Annotated in this window: 23 protein-coding genes; 20 read left to right on the forward strand and 3 right to left on the reverse strand. The window is 59.6% G+C overall.

All coding sequences use genetic code 11. From position 1 onward, the window contains the following. Positions 1-93: 93 nt before the first annotated feature. A complete protein-coding gene (locus AC07R0_RS09850; RefSeq protein WP_495104672.1) occupies positions 94-501 on the forward strand; it encodes a DUF2251 domain-containing protein in 408 nt (135 codons plus the stop codon). Between the two features lie 306 nt (positions 502-807). On the opposite strand, the gene AC07R0_RS09855 is transcribed toward AC07R0_RS09850, so the two are convergent. Then, positions 808-1,893 (reverse strand): IS110 family RNA-guided transposase, encoded by a 1,086-nt coding sequence (locus AC07R0_RS09855; protein WP_495104673.1) that lies wholly within the window; start codon positions 1,891-1,893, stop codon positions 808-810. Between the two features lie 463 nt (positions 1,894-2,356). Here AC07R0_RS09855 and AC07R0_RS09860 point away from each other — a divergent pair, with 463 nt between their 5' ends. Both AC07R0_RS09860 and AC07R0_RS09865 read left to right on the forward strand, forming a co-directional pair. Further along, positions 2,357-3,658, forward strand: a complete 1,302-nt coding sequence (locus AC07R0_RS09860; RefSeq protein WP_495104674.1) for a UDP-N-acetylglucosamine 1-carboxyvinyltransferase — start codon at positions 2,357-2,359, stop codon at positions 3,656-3,658. A 200-nt stretch (positions 3,659-3,858) separates the two neighbouring features. Then, positions 3,859-4,104: a GlsB/YeaQ/YmgE family stress response membrane protein gene (locus tag AC07R0_RS09865; RefSeq protein WP_495104675.1), complete on the forward strand. Its 246-nt coding sequence runs from the start codon at positions 3,859-3,861 to the stop codon at positions 4,102-4,104. A 76-nt stretch (positions 4,105-4,180) separates the two neighbouring features. Here the strand turns inward: AC07R0_RS09865 and AC07R0_RS09870 are convergent, their stop codons facing one another. Together AC07R0_RS09870 and AC07R0_RS09875 are read right to left on the reverse strand one after the other, a co-directional pair. Further along, positions 4,181-4,393: a YbdD/YjiX family protein gene (locus AC07R0_RS09870; RefSeq protein ID WP_495104676.1), complete on the reverse strand. Its 213-nt coding sequence runs from the start codon at positions 4,391-4,393 to the stop codon at positions 4,181-4,183. A 7-nt stretch (positions 4,394-4,400) separates the two neighbouring features. Further along, on the reverse strand, positions 4,401-6,470 hold the full coding sequence (locus AC07R0_RS09875) for a carbon starvation CstA family protein (protein WP_495104677.1): 2,070 nt from the start codon (positions 6,468-6,470) through the stop codon (positions 4,401-4,403). Between the two features lie 147 nt (positions 6,471-6,617). On the opposite strand from AC07R0_RS09875, the gene AC07R0_RS09880 reads away from it, so the two are divergent. From AC07R0_RS09880 to gspG, 17 genes are all read left to right on the forward strand, one after another. Then, positions 6,618-7,994, forward strand: a complete 1,377-nt coding sequence (locus tag AC07R0_RS09880; RefSeq protein ID WP_495104678.1) for a cache domain-containing protein — start codon at positions 6,618-6,620, stop codon at positions 7,992-7,994. Then, positions 7,994-8,626 carry a response regulator gene (locus AC07R0_RS09885; protein ID WP_495104679.1) on the forward strand — a complete coding sequence of 211 codons (633 nt, stop codon included), beginning with the start codon at positions 7,994-7,996 and terminating at the stop codon, positions 8,624-8,626. The genes AC07R0_RS09880 and AC07R0_RS09885 overlap by 1 nt, the downstream gene beginning before the upstream one ends. Before the next feature lie 674 nt (positions 8,627-9,300). Beyond that, positions 9,301-9,915: a hypothetical protein gene (locus tag AC07R0_RS09890; protein WP_495104680.1), complete on the forward strand. Its 615-nt coding sequence runs from the start codon at positions 9,301-9,303 to the stop codon at positions 9,913-9,915. Continuing rightward, positions 9,876-10,631 carry a hypothetical protein gene (locus tag AC07R0_RS09895; protein WP_495104681.1) on the forward strand — a complete coding sequence of 252 codons (756 nt, stop codon included), beginning with the start codon at positions 9,876-9,878 and terminating at the stop codon, positions 10,629-10,631. The genes AC07R0_RS09890 and AC07R0_RS09895 overlap by 40 nt, the downstream gene beginning before the upstream one ends. A gap of 272 nt (positions 10,632-10,903) precedes the next feature. Next, positions 10,904-11,563 carry a hypothetical protein gene (locus AC07R0_RS09900; RefSeq protein WP_495104682.1) on the forward strand — a complete coding sequence of 220 codons (660 nt, stop codon included), beginning with the start codon at positions 10,904-10,906 and terminating at the stop codon, positions 11,561-11,563. 130 nt (positions 11,564-11,693) lie between these two features. Then, entirely contained in the window at positions 11,694-12,221 is a 528-nt protein-coding gene (locus tag AC07R0_RS09905) for a type II secretion system protein N (RefSeq protein WP_495104917.1), read from the forward strand. Continuing rightward, positions 12,218-14,386: a type II secretion system secretin GspD gene (gene gspD, locus AC07R0_RS09910; protein WP_495104683.1), complete on the forward strand. Its 2,169-nt coding sequence runs from the start codon at positions 12,218-12,220 to the stop codon at positions 14,384-14,386. Before AC07R0_RS09905 ends, gspD begins: the two co-directional genes overlap by 4 nt. 3 nt (positions 14,387-14,389) lie before the next feature. Then, a complete protein-coding gene (gene gspE, locus AC07R0_RS09915; RefSeq protein ID WP_495095997.1) occupies positions 14,390-15,865 on the forward strand; it encodes a type II secretion system ATPase GspE in 1,476 nt (491 codons plus the stop codon). Further along, positions 15,862-17,067 (forward strand): type II secretion system inner membrane protein GspF, encoded by a 1,206-nt coding sequence (gspF, locus tag AC07R0_RS09920; protein WP_495104684.1) that lies wholly within the window; start codon positions 15,862-15,864, stop codon positions 17,065-17,067. Before gspE ends, gspF begins: the two co-directional genes overlap by 4 nt. Next, on the forward strand, positions 17,067-17,555 hold the full coding sequence (locus AC07R0_RS09925; protein ID WP_495095999.1) for a prepilin-type N-terminal cleavage/methylation domain-containing protein: 489 nt from the start codon (positions 17,067-17,069) through the stop codon (positions 17,553-17,555). The genes gspF and AC07R0_RS09925 overlap by 1 nt, the downstream gene beginning before the upstream one ends. Positions 17,556-17,576: 21 nt before the next feature. Continuing rightward, a complete protein-coding gene (locus AC07R0_RS09930; protein WP_495104685.1) occupies positions 17,577-17,981 on the forward strand; it encodes a type II secretion system protein GspI in 405 nt (134 codons plus the stop codon). Next, complete coding sequence (locus AC07R0_RS09935) at positions 17,978-18,568, forward strand: type II secretion system protein GspJ (protein WP_495104686.1); 591 nt, start codon at positions 17,978-17,980, stop codon at positions 18,566-18,568. The genes AC07R0_RS09930 and AC07R0_RS09935 overlap by 4 nt, the downstream gene beginning before the upstream one ends. Next, the gene (gene gspK / locus AC07R0_RS09940; protein ID WP_495104687.1) at positions 18,565-19,440 is read left to right on the forward strand and encodes a type II secretion system minor pseudopilin GspK; all 876 of its coding nucleotides are present in this window, start codon (positions 18,565-18,567) and stop codon (positions 19,438-19,440) included. The genes AC07R0_RS09935 and gspK overlap by 4 nt, the downstream gene beginning before the upstream one ends. Beyond that, on the forward strand, positions 19,437-20,621 hold the full coding sequence (gspL, locus tag AC07R0_RS09945) for a type II secretion system protein GspL (protein WP_495104688.1): 1,185 nt from the start codon (positions 19,437-19,439) through the stop codon (positions 20,619-20,621). The genes gspK and gspL overlap by 4 nt, the downstream gene beginning before the upstream one ends. Positions 20,622-20,623: 2 nt before the next feature. Next, positions 20,624-21,115 (forward strand): type II secretion system protein M, encoded by a 492-nt coding sequence (locus tag AC07R0_RS09950; protein ID WP_495104689.1) that lies wholly within the window; start codon positions 20,624-20,626, stop codon positions 21,113-21,115. Further along, entirely contained in the window at positions 21,112-21,870 is a 759-nt protein-coding gene (gspN, locus tag AC07R0_RS09955) for a type II secretion system protein N (protein WP_495096005.1), read from the forward strand. The genes AC07R0_RS09950 and gspN overlap by 4 nt, the downstream gene beginning before the upstream one ends. Before the next feature lie 14 nt (positions 21,871-21,884). After that, complete coding sequence (gene gspG, locus AC07R0_RS09960) at positions 21,885-22,310, forward strand: type II secretion system major pseudopilin GspG (protein ID WP_495096006.1); 426 nt, start codon at positions 21,885-21,887, stop codon at positions 22,308-22,310. Positions 22,311-22,794: the final 484 nt, after the last annotated feature.

Here is a 22,794-nt window from a genome sequence, read left to right on the forward strand (position 1 = left end):
ATTCACGAAACTCGATCTGCGCACAGGGCAACGCCATAGTTGCGCGTGTGGGAACCGGATTTTTTTACAGCCTCGTTAGAGCGCATTAGTCTTATGCCAATTCAAGTCACCGCCGAAGAAACAATCTCCGTTGGAAGCTCCTCCGTCGTAGAAGGGCCCGCACCAGAGAGCCACTACGTCGCAATCTTTGAAGACGATGGGGAGACCGGCTATTTCTATGCACTTGATCCATCGCTCAAAGGAAACCCGATTCAAGACGCGGTACACATCTATAACGTCTCGAACGTGACGGATCGAGAAAAGCCATCTGTCCTCAAGATCGGTTGGTCCAATGATTCAAAGAAAGTGGCTCTTCTTATTAATGGCTACCCGCATGCGATCTTCGACTTCGAAGCCAAGAAGGGCTATTGCAGAACTGGCTTTCCACCACCCGCGGCTGAAGGCTCATGGTCGGTCGGCGACCATGCATGGAGCGAAGAAGCGCTTCAGCTGTTCGCGTGATGCGCTCTAACCCTTCCTATATGGACTCCCCCACAAGCGCAAGAAACTGACCGATGTTTTGGCTGTTTGGGAAGCGCCTGCTGCTCAAATATCCGGCATCTAGAGTGGGACCGTATGTGTTCCGTGCCGACATGGAATCTGCGTCACCGATGCGCCAGTCGTTACAAGCGGCAGGTAAGCTGCCGGAAGAGTGATCGGCATCTGTCGGTGTGGGGTGAACTCGGTTGGCCATGATGGTCGATCAATCTCGTCGCAACGCGTGATGGGTGTTCAGTTTTTCTTGATAGCGGCTGTTTGGATACTTGCTCAGACCGGCATCACAAAGCTCTCCCTGCTGACCTTTTTGGATAAGCGCACGGTTTGTTCGCCAAATGGCTTCTTGTCCCTGAGCGTGGCATAGCAAATCCGAGCCAGCTTGTTGGCCAGCGCACAGGCTGCCTTGTTGTGGTTGCCCCTGGCCTGCACATCTAACGCCCAGCGGCGTACACCACACACCTCCCGCCCGGCGTCTTGTGCCACTTTGGAGGAGCGCAGCACACTGCGTGCGCCATGCGTGAGCAACATACGCAGGTAACGATCTCCACGTTTGGAGATGTGCCCCAGGTAACGGCTGTTGCCGGAGCTGTACTCCTTGGGCGTCAAGCCAAACCAACTGGAAAAATGCCGTGCATCCTTGAAGTGGCTCACATCTCCCAAAGTGGCTGCCACCAGCGCAGTAGCCGTGAGCAAGCCAATACCCGGTATCGACAGCAGCGTGGTGCATGCCGGGCTGAGCCGGGCCAGAGCTGCCAGCTCCCGCTCCAACTGTGCAATGCGGGCTTCGAGCAGGCGAATCTCTTCCATCAGCAATTTGGCCGTGCCCCGCATCAGATCGGGCACCGCCGTGTTGGGATCAGCCAGCACACGGCTGATGGCTTCCACCCCGGTACGTGCACCCACAGGAATTGCAATGCCAAACTCCCGGCAGAAGCCACGCAAGGCATTGATCCTGCTGGTGCGCGTGCCCATCCACAGGCTGCGGATGCGGTGCATGCCTTGCAGCGCCTGTTGCTCCACGGACTTCACGCGCACAGGGCGAATGTCGGCGCAACGCGCCGCCTCCAGTAACGCCGCAGCATCGGTGGCATCGGTCTTGTTGCGTTTGACGTAAGCACGGATGTATTGGGCCGGCAGTAGCCGAACTTCAATGCCCAAGCCATTGAGCCAGCGCACCCAGTGGTGGGCCGAGCCACAGGCTTCCATCACCACCAGACCCACTTCACGGTTGGCAAACCAGCGTTCGAACTGGGTGCGTGTCAGGCGCTGGGTTTCGACCACGCACCAGCGCTCATCAGCAATCGCGAGCTGAAAAACGGACTTTGCAAGATCAACGGCAACGGTAGTAGCATGCATGTCGGACTCCTTACGTTGAAAGAACTGTTCCCCACGCCAATGAAGATCAGTACGCAACTCTTGCGTAAAACAACGGGGGAGTCCATCCCATCATTCCAGCGGACCGCCTACGGCGGCCGCTGAATTCCAACGTTGAAGCTGTAAAAAATAAAGCAAACCCTGCGAAGTAGATACGCAAAGAGGCAAAGTTCGTGGCCGCACCAGCCGCACGATTACAGCGGCCACCGGTACCCGCCAGACCGAAGCAAACGCCCCACAATCCCATCACAGCTAACAGCCCGTGACAAAACGTCACCCCACCCGCTACACAAACCGTAGCTGCACCCGCAGATAAATCAAGCGCTACAGCCCGATTCCACAGGTAAACACGCGGGCTGGCCGTGACGCATTGGTTACGCGGGCTCGCCCAGGGCCATGGATAATTCGCCAGCTTTTCCACCTGCCCTCTCTCTCCACGCCCCCCATGTCCAACCTCATCGTCCACGGCGGTACGCCCTTGCGCGGCCGCATCACCCCATCCGCCAACAAGAACGCCGTGCTGCCGGTGCTGTGCGCCACGCTGCTGACCTACGAGCCGCTGCGGCTGCTGGGCGTACCGGACATCACCGATGTGCGCAAGATTCTGGACATCTTTCGGCTGCTGGGCAGCGAGGTGCAGATGGACTACGCCTCCGGCACGCTGGAGCTGCACCACCGCGAAACCGTGTTCGACGCGGCGCGGCACAGGCTGCCGGAGGAGATGCGCTCGTCCATCATGCTGGTGCCGCCGCTGCTGGCGCGCTTTGGCGTGGCGCGGCTGGAGGACAACGTCAAGGGCTGCACGCTGGGCGTGCGCGAGATCGACCCGCACATCGATGTGTTCCGCCAGTTCGGCGGCCTGGTGGAGCGCAGCGAAGGCTCGCTGCTGGTGCGCTGCCGTGGCCCGCTGACACCCACCGACCACTGGCTGGACTACGCGTCCGTCACCACCACCGAGAACTTTGTGCTGTGTGCGGCCTCGGCCAGCGGTGTCTCCACGCTGACGAATGCCGCGTCCGAGCCGCATGTGCAGGAGTTCTGCCGCTTCATGCAGATGATTGGCGTGAAGATCGAGGGCATGGGTACCTCGCGCGTGACGGTGCACGGCGGTGGCACGCTGGGTGGCGGCGAGTACCGCTTTGACGAGGACTTCCACGAGATCACCACCTTCCTGGCGCTGGGCGCGATCACCGGCGGCGACGTGGTGGTGCGCAACAGCGCGCCCGAGAACTTTCCGCTGATCGACCGCACCTTTGCCAAGTTCGGCGTGCACATCACGCACGAAAACGGCTGGTCGCGTGCCGACTGCCCGGGCGCGCTGAAGGTGCAAACCCCGTTCACCAGCAATGTGCTGACCAAGGTGGAAGCCGCGCCCTGGCCCTACTTCCCGGTAGACCTGCTGCCGATCTTTGTCGCGCTGGGCGTGCAGGCCCAGGGCAATGCGATGTTCTGGAACAAGGTGTACGACGGCGCGATGGGCTGGACCACCGAGCTGTCGAAGTTCGGCGCCCACGTGTACCAGTCGGACCCGCACCGCATCGTCAGCTTCGGCGGCAGCCCGCTGACGCCGGCGGTGGTCGAAAGCCCCTACATCATCCGGGTAGCGATTGCGCTGTTCATGGTGGCTGCCAGCGTGAATGGCCGATCCGAGATCCGCAACGCCACGCCGATCCGCCGCGCGCACCCGGGCTTTGTGGAGAACCTGCGCAGCCTGGGCGCGCAGGTGGAATGGACCAGCGAGGAGTAATTCGCTCCTGAATTCATAGCTGCTAGCGCAGGTAGTACTTGCGCTGGCAGCATTTTTCTTATAGACCTACAAAACTACCCCCCGTTCACCCTGAGCCTGTCGAAGGGCCTGGTAAGTGCCTGCACCGCCGACTTACGCGCCCGTCCGCCATGGACGGTTAGACTGCATCCGCCATGTCGGCATGCCACTGGGAGTAATAAATGGGCTTTATTTGGTTTCTGGTTGTCGGCATCGTCGCCGGCTGGTTGGCGGGTACCTTGGTCAAGGGCGGCGGCTTCGGCCTGGTCGGTGACCTGGTAGTGGGTATCGTCGGCGCCTTTCTGGGCGGCTTCCTGTTCAACACCTTCGGCGTCTCGATGGGCGGCGGCATTCTGGGCAGCATCCTGGTGGCGACCATTGGCGCCGTGGTGCTGCTCTTCCTCATCCGCTTGGTCAAGCGCGCTTAATTTGCTAGCAAATACATAGCTGCCAGCGCAGATAAAACCTGCGCTGGCAGCTATTTTTACTTAGAACTTTTCACGGTCAGCAGCAGCGCCCGATGCGCCCCTTGCCGCCATAGCGCGCCTCCTGCCGTTCGCGGAAGAAGGCCTCGTAGCCCATCACCGGCTGGTCCGGGTGCTCGCGCTTCTGGTGGGCGACGTAGGTGTCGTAGCTGGGCACGCCGACCATCAGCCGGGCGGTCTGGCCGAGGTAGCTGCCGACCGATTGGCCCAAGCTGGCAATCTCTTTCAGCATGCCAAGCTCAGGCCGCCAGCAAAGGGCCGCCGGCTTCCTGCACCGTCGGCCGGCTGGAACGCCGGGCCACCAGGCAGGCGCGGATGCCGAACACCAGCACGCTGATCACCACGAACATGAAGAACACGCACAGGCCGGCGTCCAGGTAGTCGTTGAAGACGATGCGCTGCATCTGGCCGAGTGCCTTGGCGGGCGCCAGCAGCTCGCCCTTGTCCAGCGCGGCCTGGTACTTGTTGGCGTGGGCCAGGAAGCCGATTTTCGGGTTCTCGTGGAACACCTTTTGCCAGCCGGCCGTCATGGTGCAGGCCAGCAGCCAGGCGGTGGGCAGCAACGTCACCCAGGCAAAGCGCTCACGCTTCATCTTGAACAGCACCACCGTGCCCAGGATCAACGCCACGCTGGCCAGCATCTGGTTGGAGATGCCGAACAGCGGCCACAGCGTGTTGATGCCGCCCAACGGATCGACCACGCCCTGGTACAAGAAGTAGCCCCAGGCGGCGACGCACAGGCCGGTGGCCAGGCCGTTGCTGATCCACGAGTCAGTCTTCTTCAGCGACGGTACAAAAGTGCCCAGCAAATCCTGCAGCATGAAACGGCCGGCGCGGGTGCCCGCGTCCACTGCGGTCAGGATGAACAACGCCTCAAACAAGATGGCGAAGTGGTACCAGAAGCCCATCATGGCCTTGCCGCCCAGCATCTCGGAGAAGATGTGGGCCATGCCGACGGCCAGCGTGGGGGCGCCGCCGGCGCGGGCGATGATGGTGTGCTCGCCCACGTCTTTCGCGGTCTGCAGCAGCATGTCCGGCGTGACCACAAAACCCCATTGCGAAATCACTTGCGCAGCGCTTTCGGCCGTGGGGCCGAGCACGGCCAGCGGGCTGTTCATGGCGAAGTAGACGCCGGGTTCGATGATGGACGCGGCCACCAGCGCCATGATGGCGACGAAGGATTCAACCAGCATCGCGCCGTAGCCGATGAAGCGGGCATGGCTTTCATTCTCGATCAGCTTGGGCGTGGTGCCCGAAGAGATCAGCGCGTGGAAGCCCGACACCGCTCCGCAAGCGATGGTGATAAACAGGAAGGGGAACAGGCCACCGGCCCAGACCGGGCCGCTGCCATCGATGAAACGCGTGGTCGATGGCATCTTCAAATCGGGCGCCACCAGCACGATACCGATGGCCAGCGCCACGATGGCGCCGATCTTCAAAAAGGTGGACAGGTAGTCGCGCGGCGCCAGCAGCAGCCACACCGGCAGCACGGAGGCCACAAAGCCGTAGCCGATCAACATCCAGGTCAGCTGCTTGCCGTCGAAGGTGAACATGGGCGCCCACTCGGCGCTTTGCGCCACCTGGCCGCCGACCACGATGGCCGCGATAAGGAACACGATGCCGATGACGGACACCTCGCCGATCTTGCCGGGGCGGATGTAGCGGGTGTAGATGCCCATGAACAGCGCCAGCGGAATGGTGGCAGCCACGGTGAAGGTACCCCAGGGGCTGTCGGCCAAGGCCTTGACCACGATCAGCGCCAGCACCGCCAAGATGATGACCATGATCATGAAGGTGCCGAACAAGGCGATGACGCCGGGGATCGGCCCCAACTCGGACTTGATCAGATCGCCCAGCGAGCGCCCATCGCGCCGTGTCGAGATGAACAGCACGATGAAGTCCTGCACCGCGCCGGCAAACACCACGCCGGCCAGGATCCACAGCATGCCCGGCAGATAGCCCATCTGCGCGGCCAGCACCGGGCCGACCAACGGGCCGGCGCCGGCAATCGCCGCGAAGTGGTGGCCGAACAGCACGAACTTGTTGGTCGGCACATAGTCCAGGCCGTCGTTGTGGCGCATGGCGGGCGTGGCGCGGTTCGCGTCCAGCGACAGCACATGCTTGGCGATGAACTGGCTGTAGAAGCGGTAGGCGATCAGATAGACCGCCAGCGCGGCCACCACCACCCACAGGGCGTTGATGGTTTCGCCGCGGTGCAGCGCGATGGTGGCGAGTGCGCCAGCACCGCCGAGCGCAATCAGCGCCCATAGCGCTGTGCGGGCCAGGGGATTTTTGGTGAGGGTGTCCATTGTCTCTATGCTCTTGTTAGGTGGAACGGATGTGCGAACGCACAGTGTCGAGCGCCGGGCCTGGCGGCGCATTGGTGTGCTTGCAGGGCCGCTGCGGAGTGTTTACGTAATGGTTTTCCCCAGGCGGGCCTGGTTCAAAATCGGCCCATGGGTGAACTCCGCTTCCGCTTGCATTTACGCGCCATGGTGCTGCTACTGGCCGCTGTGCCGCTGGTGCTGGCGATTGCCGCCGTGGTGTGGGTGGTGCGCCAGCAATCGGACCAGTTGGCGCAGGACCAAATCGCCGCCATGCAGCCCATCCTGCTGCAGGCACGCAAGGACGAGCTGAAGCACTTTGTGCAGGCCGGGCGACGGGCCGTGGCGCATTTGTCCGAGCGCGCTGGCGACACGCCGCAGGCCCGGCAGCAGGCGCTGGACCTGCTGCGCCGTATGGACTTTGGCAACGACAACTACTTCTTCGTCTACGACCTGCAGGGCAAGAGCCTGATGCACCCGCGCCTGCCCGACCTGGAGGGCCGCCCCCAGTGGGAGCTGCACGACGGCGCGGGCGCGCCCATCATCCAGCAGCTGGTGCGCCAGGCCCAGGCCGGCGGCGGCTTTGTGGACTATCTGTGGAACCGCCCGTCCACAGGGCGCGAAGAACGCAAGCTAGGCTATGTGGAGCTAGTGCCCGAATGGGGCTGGGTGGTGGGCACCGGCCTGTACCTGGACCATCTGCAGGAGACCCAGGCGCTGATCACCCATTCCACCGCGCTGGCGGTGCAGAAGACGCGCAACCAGATCCTGCTGATCGCCTCCGCGGCGCTGCTGCTGGTGGCTGGCGGCGGCCTGGCATTGAACATCTACGAACAACGCGCCGCCGACGACAAGCTGCGCGCCATGGCGCAACAGGTGGTGCACTCGCAGGAAGACGAACGCGCCCGCGTGGCGCGTGAGCTGCACGATGGCATCAGCCAGCAGCTGGTGTCGGTGAAGTTTGTTGCCGAGTCGGCCCTGCTGCAGCTGGAGCGCGCCGGCAGTGACGCCGCCCCCACGCTGCGCCAGGGCGTGGGCTTGCTGCAGGCCGTGATGCGCGACGTGCGCCGCATATCCCACGACCTGCGCCCCACCCTGCTGGACGACCTGGGCCTGGCCAGCGCGCTGGAGCAGACTGCCCGCGAATTCGGCGAGCGCAGCGGCATCCAGGTGAGCACCCAGGTGGCCACGCTGCCGCCCATCCCCGAAGCCGTGGCCACCGCCCTGTTTCGCGTGGCGCAGGAAGCGCTGGGCAATATCGAAAAGCATGCCGGCGCCCAGCATGTGGACCTGCAGCTGGCACATTACCCCACCGGCCTGGTGCTGCAGGTGCGCGACGACGGCGCGGGTTTCGACGTACAAGCCAGCCTACGCCAGGTACGCGCGGGCCTGGGCCTGACGAATATGCGCGAGCGCATCGAAATGTTGGGCGGGCAGTTCAGCATCACTTCCGCGCCCGGCGCCACCCTGCTCAGCGCCAGTCTGCCGCCTAATGTGTTGAAACTCTGATGACCACCACCCCAACCATCCGCCTACTGATCGTGGACGACCACCCCATCGTGCGGCAAAGCCTGAGCGCCCTGCTAGGCGCCTATGGCCCGCCCATGCAGGTGGTGGCCAGTGCCGGTAGCGCGGAGGAAGCCCTGGTGCTGGCTGAGCAGCACTCGCCCAGCATTGTGCTGACTGACCTGCAGATGAAGCCCACCAGTGGCATACAACTGATACAGCAGCTGAGCCTGCGCCAGCCGGACATCCGCTACGTGGTGTTCACCGCATCCACGCAGGACGAGCACATGCTGCAGGCTTTTGATGCCGGCGCCCAGGGTTTTGTGCTGAAAGAGGCCGAAGCGGGTGAACTAGTCAAAGCGATTGAAGCCGTGATGGGCGGCGCCACCCACTACCCCGCCGGCCTGAAGCGGGCCCTGGACCGCCGCCAGCAGCAACCCGCCCTGACCGCCCGCGAAACCGAGGTGCTGGCCCTGGTAGCCCAGGGTCTGACCAGCAAGGAAATCGCCCGGGCACTGGACATCGATTCACGCACCGTGGACGCCCACCGCGCCAACATCCGGCAGCGCTTTGGGCTGGACAGCAGCGCGGCGCTGCTGCGGTTTGCGGTGGCGCACAGCACGGGCCCTCGCTGAACTCTGGGCCCGCAGGCCTTTCACGCATCCACCATCTAGGATGCGCGCTACTAAAAGAGTAGCAAATTTTCCTCAATACCACGTATACCCATATGTTCTCGCTCGTAGCAGAAGTAGAACCTGGGTGCCGCATCATCTTGTTACAAAAATGCATGTGGCACATTTTTTGCTTCATGCTGCAAAACATCACATTTCGTCATTTTTACGCGTAAATGGTTATTGACTTGTCACGTTCAGCCTGTATAAACCACTCCAATGCGAACTTATGTATCGATTTATGTATTTTTTCTCGAAATATCGATACCACCGCCACTTCACTCTGATGGAGGGTTATTTGAAAAATGTAAATACTTGTATCCAACTGCTTACAAAGCAGAAGAATTCGAACGCTGATGACGCCACAAGCAAAGAAAAGCGGAGCCAAGAATGTCCGTGCAGTACTTAAAACAAATACGTTTAACTTGCCGGACTATCTACTTTTGAATTGACAAGACAGTTAGTTTTTTCCAAGAGTTGAGTTAACGCAAATAAGGCAACCCCACTCCGATAGAAAACACAAAACCTAGCCAAGTCGAACCCGACCCCTACCAGAACATCAAGAATCTCCCCCGATCTTTGCTGCATAACCAGCAGTCAAGAATTTAATGTGCCTCCAAAATGAAAAAGGAGTTGTTATGAAAAATTCACGTCGATATTCGGCGTTGGTAGTGGCTGCAGCTTTATCAGCCGTATCGAGCATGGCCTCAGCGTCATGGATTAGAACCGATACCGGCCAGGTAATACCGGGTGATGGGACCTATGCATTAAATGCCGATCTTCAAGCATCCAATACATACGATGATTGGTACTGGCGCGGCAAGAACCACGATATGGCAATGTACTGCAGTAGCGGCGCTCTCGACTGCACCTATAGTTTGGGCAGAACCGTCACAACGACGTACCAACGCGAGCAAGGAATTTCCGTAGCCGCCGGGCTGGGTTATAGCCTTGGACCATTTACGGCCCAATACCAATACGCGACCACAAAAAGCCAGCAACAAACAAAAAGTTCTACGGATACCTTTTCCAACGGCGTGACCTTTAAAGGCGGCCTCTGGTGCAATCCTATTAAGGTGACTGTACGTCGCTGGACGCGCGGTAGTTTCATGAACGCCTGGTTCCGCACAGGGTATATCAGTGGTGGCGGCAATAATACCGTTTACGACTGGTTAAATAAAAAACATGGTTATTGGACTGCCAACAGAGCCGAATGGCACTACATCACATTCCAGATCGCCAAATCCATCTAATTGACGTTGATTTTTTGTCGCAAAAATTTAACCAAATGAAAAAAACCAATATGAAAAAATTTGTTAAGGCTGCAGTTGCAACAGCCATGATTGCCGCGGGCGTGGCCCCCTCCATCGCGTTAGCGCACGACGTATGGATCTGCGGTGGCAAACGTAACCTCTCGTTCGGTTCCCAGTATGGCAACTCAAGCACCCCACACAACTACTGGACTACCCGCGTACAAGGCATCAACCAAGCCTCAAACACTTGGAATGATTGGACATGGCGTGGAAAGTCTCAAGGTTTGGTTCAGTTCTGTTCTGCCGGTTCGAGCTACTGCACTTTCACTTGGGGTGGATCCAAGACGACAGGTTATGGCCACAGTACAGGTACCAGCGTAGGCTTTGACCTTGCCTTTGCAGCCGAAGAAGCCGGTAAACGATGGACGAATAGTGAAACCTATTCACAGTCAACCACGCAGTCATGGGCCGCAAATGCACGCTTTGCACCAGGCATGTGGGCAGAGCCTGTAATTGCCGTAGCCCGCCGCTGGAAACAAGGGAAGTTCGCAGGATTTTTTGTTCCCCAACAACAAGTTTCCTGGGATGAATGCGGCAACAACCTGGCTTGGGCCTATAACTGGAACGGTGAACGGACTGACGGCCACTGGGTCAAAAATGAGGCCGAATATACCTTCAAGATGTTCTACGTAACGGCAGATCGCAATACGCTCTGATTTTCCGTGCAATTTCCTATTGTTATATGCACTACCATTAACATAGGAATAAATCACCCCAAGGATTGAAATATTTTCAATCCTTGGGTAATTAATAAAATTACAAATCAAAGACAAGGTTAATCAAGGAAGGTATTTTTAAATTTCCCCGAATACCTTATCACATTTCTGAAAATGAATAGCAACGAACGCACCAGTCTTTGCCCTCACCGCACAAGCAGGAGTCACAACATTTGTAATCGCACCAACATGTAGCGTGCGTACCCGAACGAGTGAACTCATTTCGTGCATCCATTTTTCTTTATTTTCATATGAAAATTCAATCATTCTTCTTAGTGCTCGCAGCCTGCGCTGCTCTGGCCGCCTGCAGCGCCAAGACTGAAGAGCAAGTTGGCCAAACAAGCACTGACAGCAAGCCCAAAGCAAGTGCAGAGAACAACTTGTTGACCGACGCCCAAATGGATGCCCTGCGCCAATCGCGTACCGTAGCGGTGGTATTCACCCCAGCGGCTGGCAGCAGCGGGAATGGCGAAGTCATGACCGAACTCAAGGCCATAGGCGGCCCATTGCGCGAACCTAATCTCAATTACGATGTTTACGACACACAAAGCAATCTCAGTACAAAAGAGCTGAAGCAACGCATTGTCGAAAGCCTGGACAAAGATCGCCAGGTGCTGGTGGACAACGGTGGCACCAACGAATCGCGGGAAAAAGCGGCGGCCATTGTGTTTGAAACCACGGGTGGCTCCATCCCGGAGGCCGCCGGGACCATTATCCGCAAGGCTCCAGAGGACAAAGGCGGCGGTTATTTACTCATTCCCATTTACAGCAAGGCAGATGTAGAAGCGCAAGTGGCCAAGGGCTTACTGCCCAATGCAGCAGAACAGAGCAACTCCATAGAAAACTTCTTCATTGAGCCGCAAAGCAAGTAACAGTCGCCCCAATTGCGAGCGCAGCCAGGCCATATCGCGCTCATTAACAGTTGATTGGAGCATTTGAATGCGTTGGAATTTTTCCGGGCTGCTGTCGCGTGCCCGTATGGGATGGTCGCCATACGCTGGCATGTTGTGGGCCGTACAGCGCTTGGCTTGCGTGGCTATAGCCTGGATTGCCGCGCAAACAATTTGGTGGCTGGCAACGCCAAGCAGCGCCCCGCTTGCAGGCAAAGCCTCGCTCACACTAGTGGAGCAGAGCAACCGCGTGACGGCCCGCCATTTTTTCGATGTTGAAATTGCACGGCGCCCCGCCGCTGGGCCTGGCGCAGATACCCCACCAGGAGGCATTGACCCGCGCTGGCGGTTGCTGGGCACGTATGTGGACTCTGGTGGCAGGAGCCGTGCACTGTTAGTGCTGGAAGGCAGTGCCCAGGTAGTAGTGGCCCAGATCGGGGACCGGCTGCCATCCGGCCATACTGTCATGGAGGTGCTGCCTGAGCGCATCGTTCTGGACAAGGCGTCCCAGCGCAGCGAGTTAACTCTAAGGCCGACAGCCCCCAACGGACGAGAGCAAGAAGCACCCGGAAGTCGCTCCGGGATGCCTAGCCCACCACCGCCCTCGGGCCCCATTTCGTTTACTAAGGATCCTCGATGAATTTTCGCAAGTTGCTCTGGGGCGTCGGCCTGGGGCTGTGGGGCCTGGCTGCGCAGGCTGCCGAAGACACGGTAACTCTTAACCTGGCCAATGCCGAAGTGTCTGTGGTGTTGAAGCTGGCGTCTGAGTTGACCGGCAAGCTATTCGTACTAGACCCCAAGGTCAAAGGCAATGTCAACGTAGTGTCGGCAAGCCCGATGCCGCGTTCGCTCGTGTATCCCACCTTGGTGGCTGCACTGCGTTTGCAAGGCATTGCCGCAGTGGATGATGGAAAGGTAGTGCGCATCCTGCTTGATGCGGATGCCCGCCAACAATCTGTTGGAGTAGGCGTGGGTGGATCACCCCTGAGCGGTGACACCATTGCAACCCGCATGTTCGCGCTGAAATATGAAGCTGCCCAGTCGGTGGCTTCTGCAATCAAGCCCTTGCTGAACAATAACGCGACCGTTGTCGCCTATTCGGCCAACAACACCCTGGTGGTCACCGACTACTCGCAGAATCTGAGGCGACTTGAGGTCGTGTTGGCGGCTATCGATGTGTCGGGATTGGGCTTACCCGTGATGGTGCCACTGAGCCACGCGACGGCAACGGAGTTGGCGCCCCTTATCCAGAATTTGATGAGCGACAGTCCTTCCCAACAGGCGTCTACAACAGCTTCGCCCGGCGGTGCTGCTGGAGCCAATGCTGTGACTGCTGTGGGTGATAGCTTCGCCGTCATGGCCGAGCCGCATAGCAATAGTTTGCTCATTCGCAGCAGTTCACCGGGCAAGCTGTTGCGCGCGCAGGAACTGATCAAGCAGATAGACCGACCTGAAGCGGGTGCCAGCATCGAGGTCATCTACCTCAAGAATGCCGTAGCCAGCGAGGTGGCGCAGATGCTACGCGCCATCCTGTCTGCCGACCAGGCGACTTCCAAGGCCGCCGGATCCGTATCTGGGGAAAGCAACAACTCGTCGGCGCTCGGCTCCAACCGCTCGTCTGGCCTGGTGCCCAACAATGCCATGGGTAGTAGCACTTCAACGTCAGGGGCAGGAGCGAGCGGCGGCAGCAACGGTGGCTGGCAAACCACCGGGGGCTTGGTACAGGGAAGCTATGTGCAGGCGGACGTAGCCAACAATGCGATTCTCATCAGCGCGCCCAACATCGTGATTGAACGCTTGCGCAAAGTTATCAAGCAAATGGATTTGCGCCGTGCGCAGGTCTATGTGGAAGCGCTGATCGCCGAGGTCAACAGCGACACTGCTGCCCAGTTCGGCTTTCAATGGCAGGCATTAAGCGGTTTGGGCACCGGCAGCTCCGGCGCCCAATTGGTGGGGGGCACCAATTTCTCAGGAGCCAATACAGGCATCCTCAGCTGGGCCCAAAACCCGACTTCGGCCGGAACCGGGCTGAGCCTAGGTATCGCCAACGGAACCATCACGCTGCCTAACGGAACCATCATCAACAACCTAATGGGATTGGCGACGTTCCTGGAAACCACCAGCAGTGGCAATATTCTGTCCACGCCCAACCTGATGACCCTGGACAACCAGGAGGCACAGATCATGATCGGACAAGACGTGCCGATCGTCACAGGCAGCTATTCGTCAACCAGCTCATCGTCCACAGTCACCCCGTTCCAGACATTTGACCGGCGCAAAGTGGGCTTGTCCTTGCGGATCCTGCCCCAAGTGTCCGAAGGGGGCATGGTCCGCATGAAGATCGTTCAGGAGGCGTCGTCAGTGGTACAAGGCACTACATCGAACGCATCGGGGCCCACCATCAACACCCGTACCATCGAAACAGCGGTCCAAGTACAGGATGGCGGTCTGATTGTTCTAGGCGGACTATTGCAGGACAACTTGGGAGATACAGAAAACAAAGTCCCCGGCCTAGGGGATCTACCGCTGGTAGGGGCTCTGTTCAAGCACACAAGTAAAACCCGGTCTAAGACCAATCTGCTGGTGTTCATCCGCCCAAAGACTCTCCGCTCGGCGGAGGCGGATGAAACGCTGTCCATGTCCCGCTATTCCTATATTCAGGGGCTACAAAAATCGACCAACGAAAAGGCCAAACTGGAGTTGGGCCCCCTGCTACCTTCCCCTGAGTTGAAAGCTGAGGCAACCCTCACACTTCCCACCCAACCCACGCCCACAACGCAGCCCGTTACTGAAGAACCGAGGTAATCGATGGTGGCGCTGAATTCGTTGGACGGTGGACGCATACCGTATCTGTTTGCGCGGCGTCATGGGATGCTGCTGCACCCTACTGATGGAGGCGAGCCAGTCCTATGGGTGTGCAAGGCCACGCCTGTAGGGCCTTTGGCCGAGGTTCGCCGCGCCTTAGGCTCAGCAGTTACGCTCAGGATGGTCTCGGATGAAGAGTTCTCCCAAGCCCTGACATCGATTTATTCAGACGGCACAGACAGCGCCGCCTCGATCGTGGACACGGCCGGCCAGGAGGTGAACCTGGACCAGTTGGTCAACGATTTGCCGCCGGTCGAAGATTTGCTGGCCAGCGATGGCGATGCCCCCGTCATTCGCCTGATCAACGCACTCATCGCCCAGGCCGTGCGCGAAGGCGCATCGGACATCCACATTGAGCCCGAGGAGCAGCGCACCGTGGTGCGTATGCGCCGCGATGGCGAATTGGTGGAGGTACTGGCACCGCACCGGGCACTGCACGCCGCCATGTCCTCCCGCATCAAAATCCTGGCGCAACTGGACATTGCCGAAAAACGCCTGCCACAAGATGGTCGCATTGCCATCCGGCTGGCGGGCAAAACGGTGGATGTACGGGTATCCACAGTGCCGACTTCGCACGGCGAGCGCGTGGTGATGCGCCTGCTGGACAAAGACCCCAAGCGCATGGACTTGGCCGTGCTGGGCATGGCACCCGACACACTGGCGAGCTTCGACTCCGCCATCCATGCACCGCACGGCATCGTGCTGGTGACCGGCCCGACGGGTTCGGGCAAGACCACGACGCTGTATGGCGCCTTGATGCGCATGAATTCGCGCAACCGCAACATCATGACGGTAGAAGACCCGGTGGAGTACGACCTGGCAGGTGTTGGTCAAGTGCAGATCCATTCCCGCATCGACATGACTTTTGCGCGCGCGTTGCGCGCCTTGCTGCGGCAAGACCCTGACGTGGTGATGATCGGTGAAATTCGGGATCTCGAAACAGCCCAGATCGCCATCCAGGCCAGCCTGACAGGCCATCTGGTGCTGGCCACTGTGCACACCAATGATTCAGTCAGCGCCGTTACCCGTCTGGTGGACATGGGCGTTGAACCATTTTTGCTGGCGTCCAGCCTGATCGGGGTATTGGCGCAGCGCCTGGTACGTCAGCTGTGCCCCCACTGCAAAGAACCCGATCCCGCGTACGCCGACGAACCCGAGGAACTGGGGCGCGCGTTTCGCCCACGTGGCTGTGTGCAATGCAGGGGCACCGGTTATGCAGGACGGCTGGGCATTTACGAGTGGCTGACCATGGATGACCGCTTGCGCCGCCTGGTCCACGACGGCGCAGGCGAACATGTCCTGCGCGACACTGCACGCGAGCACGGAGGCCTTCGGCTGCTGCAAGAAGATGGTCAGCGCTGGGTTCGATCGGGTGTGACGTCGGTAGACGAGTTGATGCGCGTGGCAGGAGACCGATGAAAACTTTCCGCTACCAGGCCATTGATGCATCCGGGATACGGGTCGAAGGCAGCCAGGAGGCGGACAGCGCCCCCCAGCTACGCACCACCTTGCGGGAAAAAGGGCTGCTGCCGGTATCGGTGGAGGAAGCCAACGCCCACGCATCCGCGGCAGGAGGACGGCGCAGTCGCATCCCGCCACGGGCCTTGTTTCTGCTGACGCAGCAATGGTCGTCGTTACTGCGAGCGGGGCTGAATGTGGACGCCTCGCTAGCGACCCTGGCCGGCCAAGTGGACAAGCCTGCACACGGTTTGATCATCAATGCAGTGCGCAATGAGGTCCGTGCAGGCCACAGCCTGGCCAACGCCTTGGCCATGCACCCGCGCACTTTCCCCCCGCTGTACCTCGCATTGATCCGGGCAGGCGAGACAGCAGGTGAACTGGGCGAAGTCATGTCTCGCCTGGCCGACTACCTGGCCGAAAGCCAAACCCTGCGCAGCAAAACGATGGAGGCCATGATCTACCCCCTGGTCATGTTGGTGGTGGCCCTGAGCGTAGTGGGTGTGCTGTTGGCATATGTGGTCCCCCAAGTGGTAACCGTGTTCCAAAACCAGCACCAGACACTGCCGCTGCTCACCCGCGCCTTGCTGAGCGTGAGCAGCGGTGTACGCGCAGGTGGCGGCTATGCAGTAGGAATGGCCATTCTGGCCGGCATGTGGTGGCTCCATGCCATGAAGCAATATGCCTTTCGCCGCGCGGTGGACGTCCGACTGCTGCGCTTGCCTATTGTGGGAAAGCTGCTGCGGTCTGCAGACACCGCGCGGTTTGCCAGCACTTTGGCCATCCTGGTGCGCAGCGGTGTCCCGCTGCTACTGGCACTGGAGGCAGGCAAGGCGCTGCTCGAACGCCTTCCCCTGAAGGAAATTGTGGGTGGAGCACTTCAGGAGGTCAATGCCGGCAAGAGCCTGAGCCGTTCGCTCAAGCACAAAGATGGGTTCCCGCCTTTGCTGATCAACCTCATCGCCAGTGGCGAACAGAGCGGCCAACTGGCCGAAATGCTGGCCCAAGCCGCCCGGCTGGAACAGTTGTCGCTGGAACACGATGTGGCCATCCTGATCCGACTGCTGGAACCACTGATGATCCTGGTGATGGGCGGCATGGTGCTGATGATCGTACTGGCCATCCTGCAACCCATTTTCAACATCAACCAGGTGCTGATGTAATGGGTTTCAAAACGCTCCGGGTACGGGGCTTTACGCTGATTGAAATCCTGGTGGTTGTCGCCGTCCTGGGAATCATGCTGGCCATGGCCATGCCCAACACCCGCAATGCCGCGATGGTGCAACGGCAGGTTTCGCTGGAAAAATTCGTGAACACACTGGAGGCGGCTATGTTCGCCAGTGTCATTGGAGGCCAGCACCTGCGCCTGCTGTCTGATGGGAGCCACTACCGCTTCGAGAAGCGCCAAAACGATGGCACATGGATGCCCCCCACCGACGCCGACGCATTGAAGGCGGGCCAGTTGAACGACGATGTGCACATCGAGCAGGCCTGGCAGGACAACAAAGCGATGCAACCGCCACTGCGCATCGAGTTCATCGGCGCCACCCCACCGCTGCTGCGGATCCAGCTGCGCGACGGTGCCCGGCTCGTCCGATTGGAAACCACGGCTTCCGGCGGTGTAGTGCAAACGGTGGAGCCAGGGGGCTGAATGCCATACAGGAGCTTGAACGTGGCCACACAACGTAGTCGTGCCCGGGGCATCAGTCTGTTGGAAGTGCTGGTGGCACTGCTGGTGCTCAGCATCGGCCTCATCGCGGCCGTGCGGGCCACAGGCCTGACGGCGGCCAATGCGCTGCGCCTGCGCACCCAAATGTGCGCCGATTGGGTGGGGCAGAACCGGCTCGAACTGCACCATGCGCGCGCAGACTGGCTGGACGCGGGCATCCAGCCCGCTCAGACGGAAAGCCAATGCGGGCTTGAATTTGTTGTTGCAGAAGAAGTGAGCGACACCCCCAGTCCGTTAGCCCGCAAGGTAGATGTACATGTATCTCTAAAAGACGATCCAACGGCCAAGGTAACGGTTCAGGGGTATCTGACCCACCAGGTCAACCTCATACCAGGAGAGCCATATTGACTTTCCGGCATAGCGCAAAAGGCATGACTTTATTGGAAGTCATGGTCGCCATGGCCTTGCTGACCGTGCTGGGAGCCATGGCGAGCAAGGGTCTGACACAAGTCCTCCGTGCCCGCGACGTGGTGTATGCCGAACAGTCGCGCTGGCGCAGCATTGCCATGGCCTGGGCACGCATCGGGGAGGATGTCACTTGTGCGGTCGATGGCTTGCCCATCGACGTTATCCAGGTTCACTGGCAGGGCGAAGGTGCCACAGCCCGCTGGGCCATCTGGGGCTCGGCGGGAAGCGTGCTGCCAATTCAGTACAGCTTGCGCAATGGCACGGTAGTGCGTACTTTGGGGGCCGACCTTTCTCGCCCGCAAGTTGCTGGGCCTGGCACTGGCCGAACGCAAGCCCCGCCTGCGGAACTGGATACACCGCTGCTCGGTGGCGTGCGGACCATGGCACTGTCTTTCCTGGATGGCCAGGGCAATTGGCACGATCGCTGGCCAGTCGAAGGGGCATCCGATACCAAACTGCGGGCCCTGCGTGTCGCCCTGACGCTGGACGATGGGCGCGACGTCACACGGGTCTATGCCCTGCCATGAGCATGCACACCTCGCACGTTACCCGGCACCAAAAAGGCGTAGCCCTGCTGATGGCACTGCTCTTGGTGGCTGTGGTCACCGTGTTGGCGTCGGCCATCCTCTGGCGCGTCGATATCTGGGTTACGCAGGTAAAAGTGCTGCGCGACGCACGCCAGGCGCATCGCCTGGTAATGGGTGGTGTGGACTGGGCCCGTTCGGTCTTGTATGAACGCCAGCGCCAACGCATAGGCAAAGACTACCTGGGCGAGGCCTGGGGCACGCGGGTGCCTCCCATCCCGGTCGCCGGCGGCGAAATCAGCGGCCAGATGTTTGATGAGCAGGCCAAATTCAACATGGCATGGCTGTTGGCCGGGGACCCCTATGTCTGGGGCCAATATGAACGCCTGCTGCAGGCGCTGGGGCTGCCCCCTGCGCTGGCCGCGTCCCTGAAAACGGCGCTATCGGGCAAGGTGTCGGAACGTGTCCGCTATATGGGTACGGCCAGCCTGGAGGCTATACCCGGCTACACACCGGAAACCATTGCAAAACTGGACAAATACATCACCCTGCTGCCCACCGCCAATTCAAAGCTGAACGTCAACACTGCGCCTGTGGAGTTGATTTACGCCATAGCCCCCGGCCTCAGCTTCCAGCAGGCGAAAGAAATTTTTAACCGGCGTGCCGCCACACCTTTTGAATACACCCCGGATTTCTACACCTTGCTCAACGAGGATGCCAGGGACACATTTCGCACGGAATCCGTTTCGGTTCGCAGCGACTTCTTCAAGGTCGAAGTGCACGCCAACTTTGAACAAGGCCGGGCGTCTGCGATTGCCCTGCTAAGACGCAAACCCGGAGCCTGGCCCGATGTTGTTTGGATGAAGCGCCCATGAATCGAACCTTATATCTCTCTATCGATGCGGGCTGGCCGCATCAACACCTGGACTGTCCCTGGAGTCTGGTCGAAGGTGAGCGCCTGCTCACCACAGGGCAAGACACCCCCAAGCAGTGGCCACCAGCCACGGAGCACGTGCTCATTCTCTCCCCAGAGCAGCTTGTCTACCACACGGTAAAGCTCCCTCCAAAAGTGAATTGGAAAGACGCTGCCGCAGTCGCCATGGCGTTGGAGGACCGATTGGTGGACGACCTGGGCCGTTTGGTCGTGATTCCCCTGCGCCAACAAGGTGACGAAGTGGTCTGCTGCACATTGCAGCGCCAGCGGCTGGAACTGCTGGTAGCCACGATGCAAGAACTGGGGCGGTCCTTGGCGCGCGTGGAGGCATTGGCCGAGAAGCTCCCCACCGCCGCGGGCGCATGGCGGGTTTTCCAAAATGAAGACGACCTTCTGTGGCTTCACGATGGCATGGTTGCAATGGAACTGGACATGCCCGGCGACGGTGCAGGCATTCCCATTGCCCTGGCCTTGCACCGTGAGCAGGCTACGCCCCCGCCACCGACCCGCATCCAGTTGTACGGCGTGACACCCACTCTCTTTCAGGGGCTGGAAGAGGCATGGGGTATTCCGGTCGAACGCGTAACTGCATTGGATTGGCGCGCCACCTTGTCGAACCCCAGTGCCAACCTGCTGGTCGGAGACTGGATGCCCCGGCGCAAGCTTATGGCCGAGCCCGCATTCAGGACTGCGCTGATCGCGATCGCAGCCTGCGTGTGCATTCAGACGCTAATGGCCTTGGCCAGCGTAGGCAAGACATGGTGGTCCATCCACCAGGTCAAGAGCGAGCAACTGGCTTTCTGGCAGGAGGTAAGTGGCAAGGCCGACCAGACCGACAAGCCGGCCCGCCAGTTGCACCAACTGTGGCAGGCCGCACGCGCCCGCGTGGGCGAATCGCGTACAGACGGGTTTGTGCCAGTGCTGGCGGCGCTGGCGCAGCAGCTACCACAGGCCAAATTCACCAGCCTGGACTATGACCAAGGCCGCTTGATCGCCGTTTGGAGCGGCAGCAGCCAGGATGCGCGCGCGCTGGAAACCGGCATGCTGCAACGCGGCTACACCGCCGTCACGCAATCGACCAACAATGGCACGATCACCACGGCGCTAATGGCCAAGGAATAACCATGAAACAACTGCAATCCTGGTGGAGAGGCCTATCCCGACGGGACCAGCGCCTGCTTACGGCGTGGCTGCTCGGCATGGCCGTGGTGGCGCTGGTCTGGTTCTGGTCAGCGCTGGCCGCAGCCCAGGAACGGGCCCAAAGCCAGCTGGCGACTGAATTGAAAGTCCTGGGCACGATGCGCGTCCAGGCCGACGAGTTGCAACGGCTCAAACAACTTCCCACAGCGGGCGGCAACGTCAACCAGGTGTATTCAGTGGCGGTGTCTGATGCACTGACCAAGTTTGGCTTGCCCACCGAAATCGTCCAACCCCTGGATTCCGAGAATCAGGTCTCTTTGCAAGGCGTGGTGCCATTCGACAAGTGGGTGGATTGGCTCGCCTTTGTGCAGAAAGACATGCGCATGCTTGTGCAAAAGGTAAAAGTCACCCGGGCAGATGTACAAGGCATGGTTGAAATCCAGGCCACGTTGGAACTGTGGAGGACCGAGCCGTGAAGCGCTCCCGTCAAATCGCCGTCACCTGCCTGCTAACCGTGGTGTTTATGCTCTGGCTGGCCCCAGCCAGCCTCATTGGCACAGTTCTGCAACAAGCCACCAACCATGAGTGGGATTTGGCCGACGCCGACGGCACACTGTGGAACGGACGCGGGGTAGTTACGGGTATGCGCGGCAAAGACCCGCGTCAGCTGTCTCTGCCGCCTCTGGAATGGAGGCTGGACGGATTCCAGAACGCTGGCCTGCTGTTCCAGATCAAGGTCAATGGCTCGTCCATCGGGCAAGTACAACTGGGCTTGTACGGCTGGCAGGTCAACCTGCGAGGACTGGGCGTAGAGGCAAAGGAAGTCACACCGCTGCTGCCCGGCATGCTGAACAAAGGTGACTGGCAAGGCTTTTTGAACTTTCGCCAGATTTCTGCGCAAGGCAACCTGCAGTCCACCCGCATATCCCAGATTGAAATGGAATGGCTCAACGCCGCGACCAGCCTGGTTCCAAAAGGGCAACTGGGCACTTTCGAGCTGAAAGGCCATAGCGAGAATTCCGGCGTGAGCTTTTCAATCACCAGCCAGGACGGCCCTCTGGTGATTTCCGGCCAGGGTAGCCACTCCGTGCAACAAGGATTCCAGTTCACCGGAGAGCTCATCGACAATGCCGGGTTAACCGCCCAGTTCCCGGGGTTTCTTGGAGCTTACTTGCAAGCTGCTGGAGCCCCTGGCCACTACACCCTGAATGTTTCCAAACTGAATATTTGAGCAAGGACCATTACATGCCACGCATTCGCAAAAACACCGGCTTCACGCTGATCGAAATTCTGGTGGTCATCACCATCCTGGGGATTCTGGGGGCTTTAGTGATTCCTAAAATCATGGACCGCCCGAATGATGCGCGGGTCGCTGCAACCAAGCAGCAAATTGCCGACACCGTGCAGGCCTTGAATCTGTACAAACTGGATGCCGGAAGTTTTCCCAGCAGCAGCCAGGGCCTGGGGGCTTTGGTTCAAAAGCCCAGCAGCGGCAAAGTGCCGCCGAACTGGCGCGTGTATATGGATCAAATGCCCAAAGACGCCTGGGGCAATGAATTGCAATACCGGTCCCCAGGCTTGCACGGAGAGATCGATGTATTCAGTCTGGGGGCTGATGGCGAAACTGGCGGAGAGGGATACAACGCCGATATAGGCAGCTGGATGCACTAGGCGCTGATACCTCCTGGGTTATTTTTGTTCACGAAAGCTGAGTCTGGGAGTTCGGAAACAGCCCTCCGAACTCCCAGGGGTAATCGATTAAATCCCCCAAAGAACCAAAGATTGCCCGTGGCTCTGGCAGTTCTCCAACCTCTGTATCCATACAAAAATACCTTGTAGCGCAGATAAAACCTGCGGATACAGCTGCAAAAAAAGTAGCACGCCCCACCCTTGGGCGACTGCGGCCACGCAGCCGATCCAGCGCAGACGCACTAGCCACCTACGCTTGCCCAGTGAAAAGTCGGGCGAACATGGGTGCTAGTGAACCCACTACCTGATCGATTCACGCAACATTAATGTGCAACTACACGGGTTTATCTGCGCGATTGAAGAAACTACATTGCACTTCAACGTACCGGGCGTTACTTACCCACAAGTGACCTTGGCGCCATGTCCCTGGACATCGGCGCCAAGGTCAACAAGGGCGAGATGAAGC

The sequence above is a fragment of the Rhodoferax sp. GW821-FHT07F03 genome, assembly GCF_059418745.1.

Bases quoted from the DNA above. Each gene is read 5' to 3' on its own strand.
- gspL (WP_495104688.1), top strand. From the start codon at position 19,437: ATGAATCGAACCTTATATCTCTCTATCGATGCGGGCTGGCCGCATCAA.
- gspE (WP_495095997.1), top strand. From the start codon at position 14,390: ATGGTGGCGCTGAATTCGTTGGACGGTGGACGCATACCGTATCTGTTT.
- AC07R0_RS09855 (WP_495104673.1), bottom strand. From the start codon at position 1,893: ATGCATGCTACTACCGTTGCCGTTGATCTTGCAAAGTCCGTTTTTCAG.
- AC07R0_RS09860 (WP_495104674.1), top strand. From the start codon at position 2,357: ATGTCCAACCTCATCGTCCACGGCGGTACGCCCTTGCGCGGCCGCATC.
- AC07R0_RS09865 (WP_495104675.1), top strand. From the start codon at position 3,859: ATGGGCTTTATTTGGTTTCTGGTTGTCGGCATCGTCGCCGGCTGGTTG.
- AC07R0_RS09950 (WP_495104689.1), top strand. From the start codon at position 20,624: ATGAAACAACTGCAATCCTGGTGGAGAGGCCTATCCCGACGGGACCAG.
- AC07R0_RS09870 (WP_495104676.1), bottom strand. From the start codon at position 4,393: ATGCTGAAAGAGATTGCCAGCTTGGGCCAATCGGTCGGCAGCTACCTC.
- AC07R0_RS09895 (WP_495104681.1), top strand. From the start codon at position 9,876: ATGGCACTACATCACATTCCAGATCGCCAAATCCATCTAATTGACGTT.
- AC07R0_RS09850 (WP_495104672.1), top strand. From the start codon at position 94: ATGCCAATTCAAGTCACCGCCGAAGAAACAATCTCCGTTGGAAGCTCC.
- gspD (WP_495104683.1), top strand. From the start codon at position 12,218: ATGAATTTTCGCAAGTTGCTCTGGGGCGTCGGCCTGGGGCTGTGGGGC.
- AC07R0_RS09880 (WP_495104678.1), top strand. From the start codon at position 6,618: ATGGGTGAACTCCGCTTCCGCTTGCATTTACGCGCCATGGTGCTGCTA.
- gspG (WP_495096006.1), top strand. From the start codon at position 21,885: ATGCCACGCATTCGCAAAAACACCGGCTTCACGCTGATCGAAATTCTG.
- AC07R0_RS09905 (WP_495104917.1), top strand. From the start codon at position 11,694: ATGTTGTGGGCCGTACAGCGCTTGGCTTGCGTGGCTATAGCCTGGATT.
- AC07R0_RS09890 (WP_495104680.1), top strand. From the start codon at position 9,301: ATGAAAAATTCACGTCGATATTCGGCGTTGGTAGTGGCTGCAGCTTTA.
- gspF (WP_495104684.1), top strand. From the start codon at position 15,862: ATGAAAACTTTCCGCTACCAGGCCATTGATGCATCCGGGATACGGGTC.
- AC07R0_RS09885 (WP_495104679.1), top strand. From the start codon at position 7,994: ATGACCACCACCCCAACCATCCGCCTACTGATCGTGGACGACCACCCC.
- AC07R0_RS09925 (WP_495095999.1), top strand. From the start codon at position 17,067: ATGGGTTTCAAAACGCTCCGGGTACGGGGCTTTACGCTGATTGAAATC.
- gspK (WP_495104687.1), top strand. From the start codon at position 18,565: ATGAGCATGCACACCTCGCACGTTACCCGGCACCAAAAAGGCGTAGCC.
- AC07R0_RS09875 (WP_495104677.1), bottom strand. From the start codon at position 6,470: ATGGACACCCTCACCAAAAATCCCCTGGCCCGCACAGCGCTATGGGCG.